Annotated in this window: 14 protein-coding genes; 11 read left to right on the top strand and 3 right to left on the bottom strand. The window is 70.7% G+C overall.

The features are described 5' to 3' along the window. Positions 1 to 35: 35 nt before the first annotated feature. The 10 genes from WG212_RS14545 to WG212_RS14500 all read left to right on the top strand — a co-directional run bounded on the left by WG212_RS14545 (position 36) and on the right by WG212_RS14500 (position 8953). Positions 36 to 545 carry a GNAT family N-acetyltransferase gene (locus WG212_RS14545; RefSeq protein ID WP_337187830.1) on the top strand — a complete coding sequence of 170 codons (510 nt, stop codon included), beginning with the start codon at positions 36 to 38 and terminating at the stop codon, positions 543 to 545. Then, the gene (locus WG212_RS14540) at positions 542 to 1432 is read left to right on the top strand and encodes an EamA family transporter (protein ID WP_337187829.1); all 891 of its coding nucleotides are present in this window, start codon (positions 542 to 544) and stop codon (positions 1430 to 1432) included. The genes WG212_RS14545 and WG212_RS14540 overlap by 4 nt, the downstream gene beginning before the upstream one ends. A 154-nt stretch (positions 1433 to 1586) precedes the next feature. Then, positions 1587 to 1850, top strand: a complete 264-nt coding sequence (fliQ, locus tag WG212_RS14535) for a flagellar biosynthesis protein FliQ (protein ID WP_293376072.1) — start codon at positions 1587 to 1589, stop codon at positions 1848 to 1850. Positions 1851 to 1865: 15 nt separating this feature from the next. Then, positions 1866 to 2627, top strand: a complete 762-nt coding sequence (gene fliR / locus WG212_RS14530) for a flagellar biosynthetic protein FliR (RefSeq protein WP_337187828.1) — start codon at positions 1866 to 1868, stop codon at positions 2625 to 2627. Continuing rightward, complete coding sequence (gene flhB / locus WG212_RS14525; RefSeq protein WP_337187827.1) at positions 2624 to 3718, top strand: flagellar biosynthesis protein FlhB; 1095 nt, start codon at positions 2624 to 2626, stop codon at positions 3716 to 3718. Before fliR ends, flhB begins: the two co-directional genes overlap by 4 nt. 56 nt (positions 3719 to 3774) lie before the next feature. Beyond that, complete coding sequence (locus WG212_RS14520) at positions 3775 to 5871, top strand: ATP-binding protein (RefSeq protein ID WP_337187826.1); 2097 nt, start codon at positions 3775 to 3777, stop codon at positions 5869 to 5871. 97 nt (positions 5872 to 5968) lie between these two features. After that, positions 5969 to 7054, top strand: a complete 1086-nt coding sequence (locus WG212_RS14515; protein ID WP_337187825.1) for a tetratricopeptide repeat protein — start codon at positions 5969 to 5971, stop codon at positions 7052 to 7054. An 11-nt stretch (positions 7055 to 7065) separates the two neighbouring features. Further along, a complete protein-coding gene (locus WG212_RS14510) occupies positions 7066 to 7311 on the top strand; it encodes a hypothetical protein (protein WP_337187824.1) in 246 nt (81 codons plus the stop codon). Positions 7312 to 7398: 87 nt separating this feature from the next. Beyond that, positions 7399 to 8211, top strand: a complete 813-nt coding sequence (locus tag WG212_RS14505) for an SDR family NAD(P)-dependent oxidoreductase (protein ID WP_337187823.1) — start codon at positions 7399 to 7401, stop codon at positions 8209 to 8211. A 4-nt stretch (positions 8212 to 8215) separates the two neighbouring features. Continuing rightward, positions 8216 to 8953: a dienelactone hydrolase family protein gene (locus tag WG212_RS14500; RefSeq protein WP_337187822.1), complete on the top strand. Its 738-nt coding sequence runs from the start codon at positions 8216 to 8218 to the stop codon at positions 8951 to 8953. A gap of 9 nt (positions 8954 to 8962) precedes the next feature. On the opposite strand, the gene WG212_RS14495 is transcribed toward WG212_RS14500, so the two are convergent. Beyond that, positions 8963 to 9799, bottom strand: a complete 837-nt coding sequence (locus tag WG212_RS14495) for a phytanoyl-CoA dioxygenase family protein (RefSeq protein WP_337187821.1) — start codon at positions 9797 to 9799, stop codon at positions 8963 to 8965. 56 nt (positions 9800 to 9855) lie between these two features. Between WG212_RS14495 and WG212_RS14490 the strand changes: the two genes are divergently transcribed. After that, positions 9856 to 10716 carry a TauD/TfdA family dioxygenase gene (locus WG212_RS14490; protein WP_337187820.1) on the top strand — a complete coding sequence of 287 codons (861 nt, stop codon included), beginning with the start codon at positions 9856 to 9858 and terminating at the stop codon, positions 10714 to 10716. Here the strand turns inward: WG212_RS14490 and WG212_RS14485 are convergent. Together WG212_RS14485 and WG212_RS14480 are read right to left on the bottom strand one after the other, a co-directional pair. Beyond that, entirely contained in the window at positions 10670 to 11899 is a 1230-nt protein-coding gene (locus WG212_RS14485; RefSeq protein WP_337187819.1) for a TIGR03862 family flavoprotein, read from the bottom strand. The genes WG212_RS14490 and WG212_RS14485 overlap by 47 nt on opposite strands. A 1-nt stretch (position 11900) precedes the next feature. After that, positions 11901 to 13217, bottom strand: coding sequence for a M20/M25/M40 family metallo-hydrolase (locus WG212_RS14480; RefSeq protein WP_337187818.1), 1317 nt, complete (start codon positions 13215 to 13217; stop codon positions 11901 to 11903). Positions 13218 to 13506: the final 289 nt, after the last annotated feature.

Below are 13506 nucleotides of genomic sequence, written 5' to 3'. Positions count from 1 at the left end.
GTCTTAGGCGCCCGCCTTTCGTAGCGTCCGCCGCCATGAGCCCCCGGCCTGATCTCCACATACGCCGCGCGACGTCCGCCGACTCGGCCGCCATCTGGCGCATCATCGGGCCGACCATCCGCGCCGGCGAGACCTACGCCCTCCCGCAGGATCTCCCGGAGCAGGCGGCGCTGGACTATTGGCTGGGCCCGGACAGGGAGACCTTCGTCGCCGAGGCCGCAGGCGAGATCGTCGGAACCTACTACATCAAACCGAACCAGGCCGGCCGCGGCGCCCATGTCTGCAACTGCGGGTACATGACCGCGGCGGAGGCGGCAGGCCGCGGCGTCGCGCGGGTCATGTGCGCGCATTCCCTCGATCATGCGCGCGCGTCCGGCTTCCGGGCGATGCAGTTCAACTTCGTGGTCAGCACGAACGTCCGCGCCGTCCGGCTCTGGCAGTCCCTGGGGTTCGCGGTCGTCGGCCGGCTTCCCGGAGCCTTCGAGCACCCGACGGAGGGCTTCGTGGACGCGCTCGTCCTCCATCGGGGGCTGGGGGCGACGTGAACGACGCCCAGGCGCGGCGCTGGGGGGCGACGGCAGGGTTCGGCGTTCTGGCGGCGCAGGTGTCGATCAACGTCGGCGCCGCCCTGGGGAAGGGGTTGTTCTCGCAGGTCGGCCCCGAAGGGGTCGCCGCCCTCCGGACCAGCATCGCGGCCATAGTCCTGCTGGCCATCGCGAGGCCCTGGGCCGCCAGGCTGGATCGTGGCCAGGTGGCGTGGCTTGTCCTCTACGGGCTGGCGCTCGGCGGGATGAACCTCCTTATCTACTGGGCCATCGAGCGTATCCCGATCGGCATAGCCGTGACGATCGAGGTCTCCGGGCCGCTCGTCGTGGTTCTGCTGGGCTCGCGCTCGGCCAGGGACCTGCTCTGGTTGGCGCTCGCGGCGACGGGCGTTCTTCTGCTGGTTCCCTGGCCGGGCGCCGGCGCCGCCCTGGATGCGCAGGGGGTTCTCTATGCGGCCGGCGCGGCCTTTTGTTGGGCGCTCTACATCCTCTTCGGCAAACGGGCGTCCCAGGTGGAGAGCACGAAGGCCGTCGCGCTCGGCATGGTCGTCGCGTGTCTCGTGACGGTTCCCTCGGGGCTTTCGGCCGCCGGAAGCGAGCTCTTCAGCGTACACGTCCTGAGTCTCGGCCTGGTGGTCGCGCTGCTCTCCAGCGCCTTGCCCTACCTGCTGGAGATGAAGGCTCTCGAGCGGCTGACCAGCCGGGTCTTCGGTCTGGTGACCAGCAGCGCTCCGGCCATCGCCGCGCTGGTCGGCTTCATCATGCTGGGCGAGCGCCTGGCCATCGCCCAGTGGGTGGCGGTCGCCCTCATGGTCGCGGCGAGCGCGGGCGCGTCGATCTCGGCGAGGTCCAGCCAGCGACCCTCGCAGGACGCCGCGGCGACCTGATCCGCTTTCAGGGGGCCCGGGCCACGGGATGGGGCGAATCCCACCGAGTTCGTCAGCTTGGGTCAGCCGCCTCTAGCCTTTCGTTAACCATGACGAGCCAGATTGAGCCGTCGGCCGATGCGCCGGCGGTTCCTGATTTCCGACGAGGTTTTCGATGAGCGGCGCCGAGGTTCTGGACGTCGGTCGCGACGCCATCTGGCTGACCATCCAGCTCTGCGCGCCGGTGCTCCTGGTGGGCCTGGTGGTGGGCGTGGGCATCGGTCTGCTCCAGGCGCTCACCCAGATCCAGGAACAGACCCTCGTCTATGCGCCGAAGATCGTGGCCATCTTCGTCTCGCTGCTCATCTTCATGCCGCTCATGGGCGCGCTGATGAGCGGATTCATGCGCAACATCGCGGCCCGCATCGCGGGCATGTAGGCGGGCGGCCGGGACATGGAGTCCTACGCCACCGCGCAGCAGGTCTTCGCCGCCGGCCTGGTCTTCGCGCGCCTGGGCGCCGTCGTCATGCTGCTGCCGGGCCTGGGCGAGACCTTCATTCCGCCGCGCATCCGGCTGTCGTTCGCGCTCGCGCTCAGTCTGATGCTGTTTCCCGTCGTGGCGGTCGGGGCGCCTCCGCTGCCGGGGAATGCGGGCGATCTGGCGTTCGCCGTCATCCGCGAGGTGATGATCGGACTGATGATCGGCGCGATCCTGCGGCTGTTCATGACCTCGCTGGCGACGGCCGGCGAGATCGTGTCGCTCCAGACGACGCTCTCGTTCTCCCAGACGGCCAATCCGATGCAGGCCCAGCCCTCCACCACGGTGGGCACGTTCCTGGGTCTCATCGGCATCGTGCTGATCTTCACTACGAACCTGGACCATCTGTTCGTGGCCGCCATCGTGCGCAGCTTCGACCTGTTTCCCTTCGGGGGCGCCGTTCCGGTGGCGGACGCCGGCGCCCTGGCCATCCAGACGCTCGGCCGCTCGTTCGCGCTCGGCGTCCAGCTCGCGGCGCCGGTGATCGTCTTCTCGCTCATCTTCAACATCGCGGTCGGGCTCGTGGGGCGGGTCATGCCGCAGTTCCAGGTCTTCTTCGCCGCGACCCCCCTGATCGTGCTGTTGGGCCTGTCGATCTTCGCCCTCAGCCTGGGGGTGATCGGCATGATCTGGGTCGAGCGCTACCGTGATCTCGTCGGGAGCTTCGCCACGCCATGAGCGAAGCGCCCGAAAAGGAATCAAAAACAGAAGAGGCCACACCCCAGAAACTGGAGAAGGCCAAGGAGAAGGGCGACGTCCCCAAGACCATGGACCTGGCCCAGGCCGCCACTCTGGCGGCGGCTTCGGCCGTGGTGCTGATGGCAGGCGGCTGGCTCTCCCGGAACCTGGCGGTCCAGCTCAAGCCGTTCGTGGCCGCGCCCGAAACCATGACGTTGGAGGGCGGCGGAAGCCTGGACGTGATGCGCTATGCCGTGATCGCGGCGGCGCCGATCCTCGCGGCGGTCCTGGGCGCCTGCATGATTGCGGGCGCGGCGGCCAACATCTTCCAGTCGGGCGTCCGCTTCGTCCCCGACAAGGTCAAGCCCGACTTCAAGAAGGTCTCGCCCCGCAAGGGCTTCGAGCGGCTGTTCGGCCCCGAAGGCCTGATGCAGTTCGTGAAGTCGACGGTGAAGGTCATCGTCATCGGCTGGCTGGTGTGGTGGGTCCTGAAGCCCTTCCTGCCCGTCTTCCCCACGCTCTCGGCCCTCGATCCGACGGCGATGCTGCCCTTCATGCTGGACGTGCTGAAGCGGCTGGTCTTCGCCGTGGCCGGACTGACCCTGGCGGTCGCAGGCGCGGACTATCTCTGGCAACGGCAACGGTTCTTCGTCCGCCAGCGGATGACCAAGGAAGAGGTCAAGCAGGACTACAAGAACTCCGAAGGCGATCCCCACGTGAGGGCCCGCCAGAAGCAGATCCGCAACGAGCGTTCGCGCCGGCGGATGATGCAGGCGGTGCCCGAGGCCACCCTGGTGATCATGAACCCGACCCACTACGCGGTGGCCCTGCGCTACGAGCAGGGCGAGGACGCCGCGCCCGTGTGCGTGGCCAAGGGCCTGGACTCGCTCGCGCTCAAGATCCGCGCCGTCGCCGAGGAGGAGGGCGTGCCGGTGATCGAGGATCCGCCCCTGGCCCGCGCCCTGTACGCCGCCGTGGAGATCGACGACATGATCCCGCCGGCGCACTATGAGGCGGTCGCCAAGATCATCGGCTTCATCCTGAACGCCGCCCAGAACCGGCGACCCCGCCAGGTTGTGCGGCCTCTCTAAGCCGTTGGGCTTGTGACACAATGCTGACCATCGATTCGCCGGAGTCCGCCCCCGTCATGGCCGACCCCTCCGCCAGGACCCGCAAGAGCGACCCCTTGATCGCGCTGGCGGTCGTCTTCTTCCTCGTCGCCGTGGCCCTGGCCCTGGCGCCCGCTCTGGGCGCGGGCGCCGAGCGGTTGGCCGGCGTGCTGTTGCTGGTCGGCCTCGCCGGCGTCTGTTGCATCGGCCTCCTGGTGCTGCGCGGCGCGCCCGAGGAGCCCGTCGAGGAGGAGGCGGGCGCCGAGGCGTTCCTTTCGGCGCTCGACGAGCCGTCGGCGGTGGCCGCGCCCGACGGGCGCGTCGTCGCGAGCAACCCGGCCTGGCGCGAGGCGATGGGCCCGCATCCGCGGCTGCCGAAGAGCGGCGCCGCCGCTTCGGGGCTGTTCGGCGCCCTGGCTGCAGCGCGCCGCGGGGACCTGGGCCGGGCGCCGGTCAAGGTGGGCGGCGTCGAACGCGAGGCGCTGGTGTCGCGCCTGGGACCGCGCCGGTTTCTGATCCGCCTGGCGGGCCGAAGCGGCCCTCTGGCCCTGCCGTCGTCGGCGATGGAGGTGCTGAACGCGGTGGCCTCGGCCAAGGCGCCCCCGCCGAAGGTGCTCGACGCCTTCGCCGCGGCCTCGCCCTTCGGCGCCGCGCTGCTGGAGGGAGAGGATCCCTTCGCCGCGCGCATCATCGAGGCCAACCCGGCGCTGGGGGCCCTGGCGACGGGCGGGGAGGCCGGCCAGGTCTTCGGCGCTCTGATCGAACCGGCCAGCCGCGTGGACGCCGCCATGCGCCTCTCGTCGGCGGATCGCGACAGCCACGCCCCGATGGAGGTGCGGCTCGCCCACGATCCGGCCCGCATCGCCCACCTGTACCTGTCGCAGAGCGGCGGGCGCTGGGTCGCCTACCTCGTGGACGTCTCGGAGCAGAAGCAGGTGGAACTGCAGCTCTCCCAGAGCCAGAAGATGCAGGCCATAGGGCAACTCGCGGGGGGCGTGGCCCACGACTTCAACAACCTGCTGACCGCCATCCTGATGCAACTCGACGTGCTGTCGACGCGCCATCCGGTGGGCGACCCGTCCTACGAGGGCCTCAACGAGATCAAGCAGACGTCGATGCGCGCGGCCGACCTGGTCCGCAAGCTGCTGGCCTTCTCGCGCAAGCAGACCGTCCAGCGCGAGATCCTGGACGTGGGCGAGATGATCTCGGAGTCCGAGGTGCTGCTGCGCCGGCTGCTGCACGAGGACATCCGGCTGGTCACCGACTATGGCCGCAACCTGCCGCACGTGCGCGCCGACCGCAGCCAGCTCGACACGGCGGTGATGAACCTCGTGGTCAACGCCCGCGATGCGATCCGCAGCCACGCAGGTGGCGCGAACGGGGGCGGCGTGATCAGCATCCGGACCGCGCGGGTGAGCCAGGACGAGGCTCGCGGCCTGGGCTATCCGGGCGCGGTCGGCGACCACGCGATGATCGAGGTGAGCGACGACGGCCCCGGCATTCCGGCCGAGGTGAAGGAAAAGATCTTCGAGCCCTTCTTCACCACCAAGGCGGTGGGCGAGGGGACCGGACTGGGACTGGCCACGGTGTATGGCATCGTGAAGCAGTCGGACGGCTGGATCGCGGTCACTTCCCAGCCCGGGGAAGGGGCGGCGTTCCGGATCTTCCTGCCGGTCCACGTGGCTGCCGAGGCGCCCGCGCTCGAGGCCTCGGTCGCCGCGCCCGCGGCGCCGAAGCGCCCTGCGGCGCGGGACCTGTCGGGCGCCGGCCGCATCCTGTTCGTCGAGGACGAGGACGCCGTGCGCGGCGTCGCCGCCAAGCTGTTGCGGGCGCGCGGATACGAGGTGATCGAGGCGGCCAGCGGGGAGGAAGCCCTCGAAATCGCCGAGGCCCACGCCGGCGAGATCGACCTGATGATCTCGGACGTTGTCATGCCCGGCATGCAGGGGCCGGAACTGCTCAAGCAGGCCCGTGGCTACCTGGGCTCGGCGCCGGTGATGTTCATCTCCGGTTACGCCGAGAGCGAATTCTCGGATCTGCTGGAGGGCGAACGCAACGTTTCGTTCCTGCCGAAGCCCATCGACATCAAGACCCTCGCTGAGCGGGTGAAGCAGGAGTTGCAGAAGGCGGCTTGACGCAGGGTGCGGTGGGCGACGGCTTGTCGACAGGGGCGATCCGCATAACAAGGCCGTGCTTGTCACGGCTCCCGGACAGGGACATGGATCGCGGCGCATGTCCCAGCCGACCTCGCCCGAGCCCTCCGAGCCCGAAGCCCCCGCGCCGCAGCGGATCACCTTCGCCCAGGCCTACCAGCTGGCGTTCGACGCCGCCGCCCAGGGACGGTTCCCGCAGGCCGAGGCCATCTACCGCACCCTGATGGCCGCCGCGCCGCCGCCGCAGGCGCCCGTGGTCCTGAACCTGGGGCTCGCGCTGGAGGAGCAGGGCAAGTACGCCGAGGCCGAGGCGCTCTATCGCGACGCCCTGGCGACGAGGCCGGACGACCCGGATTTCCGGCGCCGGCTGGGCTATCTCCGGCTCCGCAACGGCGACTTCGAGGCGGGCTGGCCGCTCTACGAGGATCGTATCCCGACCGGCGCCCGCAGGCCGCAGCTCAGTTTCCCCGAATGGACGGGCGAGGATGTGGGCTCTCTCCTGGTGCTGCCGGAGCAGGGGCTGGGCGATCACATCATGTTCGCGCGTTTCGTGGCCGACCTGCGACGGCGCGGCATCCGGGTCACCCTGGGCAGTCGCCCGCCCCTGGCCCGCCTTCTGCAACCGCTCGCCGACGAAACGCTGGTGGCCGAGGGTTCGGTGTCGATTCCGCGGCATGACGCCTGGGTGCTCGCCGCCTCGCTGCCCTGGCGACTGGGTGTGACGGCCGACACCCTGTCGGGCGCGCCCTATCTGCCGGGCGCCGGCGAGGGGCGGGGCGTCGGTCTCGTCGCCACGGGCAATCCGGGTCACGTCAACGACGCACGGCGCTCGCTGCCGCAGGACGTCACGGCGGAGATGCTGGCCTGGCCCGGCGTCCGCAGCCTGGCGCCCGCGACAACCGGCTCGGTCGACTTCGAGGACACCCGCCGGATCATCGCGGACCTCGACGTGGTGGTCTCGGTCGACACGGCCGTCGCCCACCTGGCCGGTGCGATGGGCAAGCCCTGTTTCCTGCTGCTGCCGTTCCATCCCGACTGGCGCTGGATGCGCGACCGTGACGACAGTCCCTGGTACGCTTCGATGCGCCTGTTCCGGCAGCCCGCGCCGGGCGACTGGTCGAGCGTCGTCGGCGATGTGCGTCGGGCGCTCGACGCCCGCCGCTGAAGGAGACCGCCATGATCGCGCCCGCTCCGCCCCGGAGGATCAGGGCCCAGGCCGCGGGGGCGACGGCCGTCGGCGCGACCGCGGCCGGTGGCGTGATCCTCACCGCGTTGGCCGTCGGTGCGCTCGCCGTCGGAGCGCTGGCCATCGGCGCCCTGGTGATCGGCCGGCTCGACGTGAAGCGTGTGCGCATCGGCAGGCTCGAGGTGGACGACCTGACGGTTCGCCGCCTGACTCTCCCCGAGGATGGCGTCCGCTAGGGAGATTGCGCTGCGGATCATCCCGAGCGACGCTGTCGGCCAATCAGAAAAGGCGTCATGGCCGACAGCCTGTCAGGGAGGACAACGATGGCGACGGTGAATCCGAATGGCCCGCTCAAGGGGCGCACCGCCCTGGTGACGGGCGCGAGCCGCGGGATCGGCGAAGCCATCGCCGTGCGTCTGGCCATGGAAGGCGCCCGCGTCGTGGTCTCGGCCCGCACGGCCGAGGACGGCGAGAGCAAGCTGCCGGGGACGCTCGCCGGCACGGTCGCCCGCATCCGCGAGGCTGGTGGCGAAGCGACCGCGATCAAGGCCGACCTCTCCAGCGAAGCCGAGCGCGAGCGCCTGGTGGCGGAAGCCGTCGCCGCCTACGGCCCGGTCGACATCCTGGTGAACGACGCGGCGGTGACGTTCTTCATCCCCGTGGAGCAGTTCCCGAAGAAGCGTTTCGACCTGATGGTGGAGGTGCAGGTGTGGGCGCCGTTCCACCTCTCGCAGCTCGTCCTGCCGTCCATGCGCGAGCGCCGGCAAGGGTGGATCGTCAACATCTCGTCGGGCGCGGGCATCCATCCGCAACAACCCTACAACCGGCGCGGCGGCGGCACGGTCTACGGTATGTGCAAGGCGGCGCTGGAGCGCTTCACCACCGGCCTGGCCTCCGAGGTCTACGACGACAACGTGGCCGTCAACGTCGTGTCGCCGGGCCTGGTGGACACCCCCGGCGTGGCCGTCCACGGCCTGATCAACGAACAGACCAAGGACCGCGTGCAGCCCATCGAATACATCGCCGAGGCCGTCTACCGCCTGGCCAGCGGTGATCCGAAGACCATGACCGGGCGCATCGACTACGCCGAACCGTTCCTGAAGGAGCTGGGGATCGCGCCCGGCGCCCTGGTGTAGGCCCATGATCGAGCAGACCGTCGACATCCCCACCAAGGACGGGAAGACCACCACCTTCATCGTCCATCCCGAGCGGGACGGGCCGCATCCGATCGTGCTGTTCTTCATGGACGCCCCGGCGATCCGCGAGGAGCTGCGCGACATGGCCCGCCGGATCGCCGCCGCTGGCCACTATGTGATGCTGCCCAACCTCTACTATCGCCGCGGCGTCATGGAGCTGGCCGACCTGCCGCCTCTGCCCGAGGCCGAGGCGCGGGCGCGGATGTTCGACCTGATGGGCTCGATCAACATCCCGATGGTGATGGACGACGCCGACGCCCTGTTGGATTTCGCCGACCGCGATCCGGCCGCCAGTCCGGGTCCGGCCGGAGCCATCGGCTACTGCATGAGCGGTCAGTATGCGATCAACGCCGCCGCCCGCCATCCCGAGCGGATCGCCTGTGCGGCCTCGCTGTACGGCGTGCAGCTCGTCACCGACCGCCCCGACAGCCCGCACCTGGCCGCCCAGAAGACGCCCGCCGAGCTCTACTTCGCCTGCGCCGAGCACGACACCTATGCGCCGCTGGAGATGGTCGAGGCGCTGGACGCGTCGTTGAAGTCGGCAGGCGCGAACGCCGAGGTCGAGGTCTATCCCGGCGTCCACCACGGCTTCGCCTTCCCGCAGCGCGCCGTCTACGACAAGCCGGCGGCCGAGCGACACTGGGAACGGCTGTTCTCGCTGTTCCGGCGGAACCTGGGCTGACGGCGACCGTCAGAACGACGGCCGCTGCGCCGCCACGGGAGGGACCCAGCCGGGCTCCAGGGTCTTCAGCGGATGCGAGGCGGTGACCATGCCGATGAAGGGCGGCCAGATCTCGTAGCCCAGCAGGCGCTGCAGGCGCTCGGACATCCCTTGCGTCTGCTCGCGCGGGATCGCGAGGAACCAATTCTCCTGCGGCCGCACCCAGGGTTCGCAATACTGGTTGGTGAGGGCCTGTCGTGGCCGGTCGGTGGTGTTGGCCCCGCCGCGGTGGAGCAGGGTTGCGGCGAAGACGACGCAGGCGCCGGCGGGCATCTCCATGGGCTGCAACAGGGCCTCCAGGCCGCCGGGCGCGGCCTTGCGGCGCTCCACCTCCTCGACGTCCCACAGGTGGCTGCCGGGGATCACCTCGGTGCCGCCGTTGGCCTGGGTGAAGGCGTCCACCGCGGCCACCAGGGTGTAGCTCAGCGCCGCCCGCGGCCGGGGCATGCGGTAGAAGCCGTCGTCGGAATGGATATCCTGCGCCGTCTCGCCCGGGTCGATGCGGATCGCCTGGCTGGCGGTGAGCAGGTAGCCGGGGAGCAGGAGGCGGTCCATCAGGGCCAGCACGCGGGCGTCCTCGGCCAGGGCCTCGAACACCTTGCCGCGGGCGACCAGGGTGTAGATGCGCTCGGTCCGGAACCCCTCGAAGTCGTTGCGGCCGCGGTGGGTGTCGCGATAGGGAGCCAGCGCGTCGCGGACGGCCTGGATCGTGGCGGCTTCCATGAAGTCGGGGATCACGGTGAAGCCCTGCGCCCGGATCGCACCGGCATGGGCGTCGGCGTCGAAGCGGGCCGTGGAATTGTCCATCTGGCGGCGTCTCCCTATTCTGGGAGCATAGCATGCCGCCTGCCGGGAGCCGTCCGATGCCGCAGAACCTCAAGATCCGCCGTGTCGCCGGCGCGCTGGGGGCCGAGATCTCGGGCGTGGACCTGTCGGCCGACCTGCCCGAAGAGGCCATCGCGGCGATCCGCCGGGCGCTGGTCGAGCACCAGGTGGTCTTCTTCCGCGACCAGGACCTGACGCCAGCGCAGCAGACGGCGTTCGGCCGCCGCTTCGGCCCGCTCAACATCCACCCCTACGTCCAGGGCATGGACGGCCATCCCGAGGTGATGGAGATCATCAAGGAGCCCGCGGACCGGATCAACTTCGGCGGCGGCTGGCATTCGGACATGAGCTTCCTGAAGACCCCGGCCATCGGCTCGATCCTCTATGCGGTCGAACTGCCGGAGTGGGGCGGCGACACCCTCTTCGCCAGCCAGGCGGCGGCCTACGACGCCCTCTCACCCGGCCTCAAGGCCACGCTGGACGGCCTGAGCGCCGTCCATTCCGCCAGCCGCGAATATTCCGCCCAGGGCCATTCGGCGCAGAAGCGCGGCGCGATGCAGGTGGCCGAGGCCGACGGCTACGTGGGCGAGTACGTCCACCCGATGGTGTTGATCCACCCCGAGACAGGCCGCAAGGCGCTCTATGTGAATCCCGCCTTCACCCTGCGGATCGACGGCTGGAAGACCAGCGAATCCAAGGCCCTGCTGGACTATCTTTTCAATCACTGCCGCTACGAGGGCTTCACCTGCCGCTTCGCCTGGACGAAGGGGGCGGTGGCCTTCTGGGACAACCGCTCGGTCTGGCACTTCGCCCTCAACGACTACCCCGGCCAGCGCCGCCACATGCGCCGCGTCACGGTCGACCCGTGGCCGGCGGTCCAGGCGGTGGCGGCGGAGTAGCGAGCCAGGCGAGGGCGCCCCCCGCCGCCGCCAGCCCGGTCGCGAAGGTCGCCTGCAACAGGTAGCCGCCGGTCGGGGCTTCCCAGTCCAGCATCTCGCCGGCCGTGAAGACGCCGGGCCGGTCCTTCAGCATCAGCGTTTCGTCCAGCGTATCCAGGCGCAGGCCTCCGGCGCTGGAGATGGCGCGCGTCAGGCCCTGGACGCCGATCAGGCGGAGAGGCGCGGCCTTGATCGCCGCCGCCAGCGCCGCGGGGTCCATTGGCAGATCCTTGCCGTGGGCCTCGCGAAGCAGGTTGGTCTCCAACGGCGAGAGCTTCAGCGCCTTGCGGAGGTGGTTCGACAGCGACTGGCCGCCGCGCGGCCGGTCCAGCCGCCGGGCCAAGTCGTCGGCTCCCATGTCGGGGCGCAGGTCGAAGCTCACCGTGGCCGAACCGCGCGCCGAGATCGCGTCTCGGAGCGGCGCCGACAGCGCGTAGAGCACGCCGCCCTCCAGGCCGTAGCGCGTGACCATGGCCTCGCCCCGGACGGCGCGGCCTTCGAAGGTCAGCGCGATCCCCTTCAGCGGCTGGCCGGCGAAACCCTGCAGGACGGGGCTCCAGGCCACGTCGAAGCCCATGTTGGCCGGGCGGAAGGGCGCGGTCCCCTCCACCCAGCCCGCCCAGGCGCCGTCCGAGCCCAGGCGGGGCCAGCTCGCGCCGCCGAGCGCCAGGATCACCGCCTCGGCGCGGACCGTGGCCTCGCCCTCGGGCGTCTGGAACCGCAGCGCCGCGCCGTCCCAGCCGGTCCACGTCCAGCGGGTGCGGAGGGTCACGTTCAGCGTCGCCAGCCGCGCGAGCCAGGCCCGCAACAGCGGCGAGGCCTTGAGCGCCATCGGGAACACGCGCCCCGACGAACCCACGAACGTCGGCTGGCCCAGGCCCTCGGCCCAGGCCCGGAGCGCCTCGGGCGGGAAGGCCTCCAGATGCGGCCGGAGCCAGGCGGCGGCTTCGCCATACCGCGCGACGAAGGCCTCGAAGCCTTCCGAATGGGTGAGGTTCAACCCGCCGCGCCCGGCCATCAGCAGCTTGCGCCCCACCGAGGGCATCCGCTCGTAGACGGTCACGCTGGCCCCTGCCGCGGCCAGATGCTCCGCGGCGAACAGCCCGGCCGGGCCGCCGCCGATGACGGCGACCTCGGGCGTCACCCTATCGCTCCGCCATGGCCAGCAGGGCGGCGAGCCCCACGGTCATGCCCTTGAGGCTCTCGGGCTTCGCCACGTCGATCCACTCGTCCAGGGCGTGCGCCCGGCCGCCGGTTCCGCCGGACCCGATGGTCACCGCGGGAATCCCCAGGCTGATCGGCATGTTGGAGTCGGTCGAGCCCGAGCCCAGGATCGGAGAATAGCCGGCCGCCCGGACCGCGGCGGCGGTGATGCGGACGATGGGCGCGTTCTCGCGGGTGGCGCCGGTGGGCCGGTCGCCGATCAGCTTGACCTCGGCGCTGACGGGGCCGGCGGCCGTGGAGCGGGTGGCGTTCTCCTGCTGGACCGCCGCGTCCACGATGGCCAGGAACTGCTTGTCCAGCCGGGCCAACTCCTGGGGGCTCTCGGAGCGCATGTCCACTTCCAGCCAGATGGCGTCGGGGATGGAGTTCACGCTGGTGCCGCCACCGACGACGCTGGTGGCGTAGGTGGTCCGGGGCCGGAGCGGGGTCGTGATGCGGTTCATCTCGACCACCGTCGTCCCCATGGCGGCCATCGGGTTGACCAGGCCATAGGCGCCGTAGCTGTGGCCGCCCGGTCCCTTGAAGGTCACGCGGTAACGCCGCGATCCCACCGCGCCGGAGGTGATGCGCGGGGCCAAGGTCCCGTCCATCGAGAAGAAGGCCGCGATCCGGTCCTTGTAGCGGCCCTGGGTGAAGAGGTGGCGGACGCCGCGCAGGTCGCCGGGCCCTTCCTCGCCCACATTGCCGACGAAGAGGATGTCGCGCGTCGTCGTCAGCTTCGCCGCGTCCAGGGCGCGGACATAGCCCAGCAGGACGGCCAGCGAGCGGGTGTCGTCGCCGATCCCTGGCGCATGGAGTTTCGTCCCTTCCCGGCGGACCGTCACGTCGGTCCCCTCGGGGAACACCGTGTCGAGGTGCGCGGCGATCACCACCACAGGGCCGCCGGCCGGTCCGGTCCCGCGGCGCAGGCCCATGACGTTGCCCTCGGCGTCCATCTCCACGTCCGAGAGGCCGGCCGCCTCCAGCATAGCCATGTAGGCGCGGGCGCGGGCGGCCTCCTGGAACGGCGGCGCGGGGATCTCGGTCAGGGTGATGGTCTCGGCGACGATCCGGTCGTGGTCGCGGTCCAGGTGCGCCACGGCGGCGGTGAACCCCGGGGTCGAGCGGACGGCCTGGACCGCGCGGTCGGCCTCGGCCGCACTCAGGTCCACGCCTTGGCCCAGCGCCTGGCCCGCTGCGCAGCCGAGGAGCGCGAGCGAGAGCGTGAGGGCGGCGGCAGGCCGCGCAGTACGGAACATCGGATGGGATCCTTGCCTGGAAGCCCGTGCATATGAGCCGATCCGCCGTCGGGTCTCCAGGCCTCAGCGTCGCGGCCTGGCCGATTGCCGCCATTTGACCGGGCGATCCGTGGCGTGCGCTTGCCGCCCGGCGTCGCGGGGGCCTAAGTGTCGAAGCTACGAAGGTTGTTCACCCGGGATCGGGTTGAGAGAGTGGGGTTGCGAAGCTCCAACCTCTGACCGGGAGACCCCGGATGAACGTGCATAAGAATGCCCGGCTGACGCCTTCGGGTCGAGCGCTGCTGGCTGG

Origin of the sequence: Phenylobacterium sp. (assembly GCF_037189685.1) — a bacterium.
Lineage (GTDB): Bacteria > Pseudomonadota > Alphaproteobacteria > Caulobacterales > Caulobacteraceae > Phenylobacterium.
This window is presented reverse-complemented; position numbering and strand designations above follow the sequence as displayed.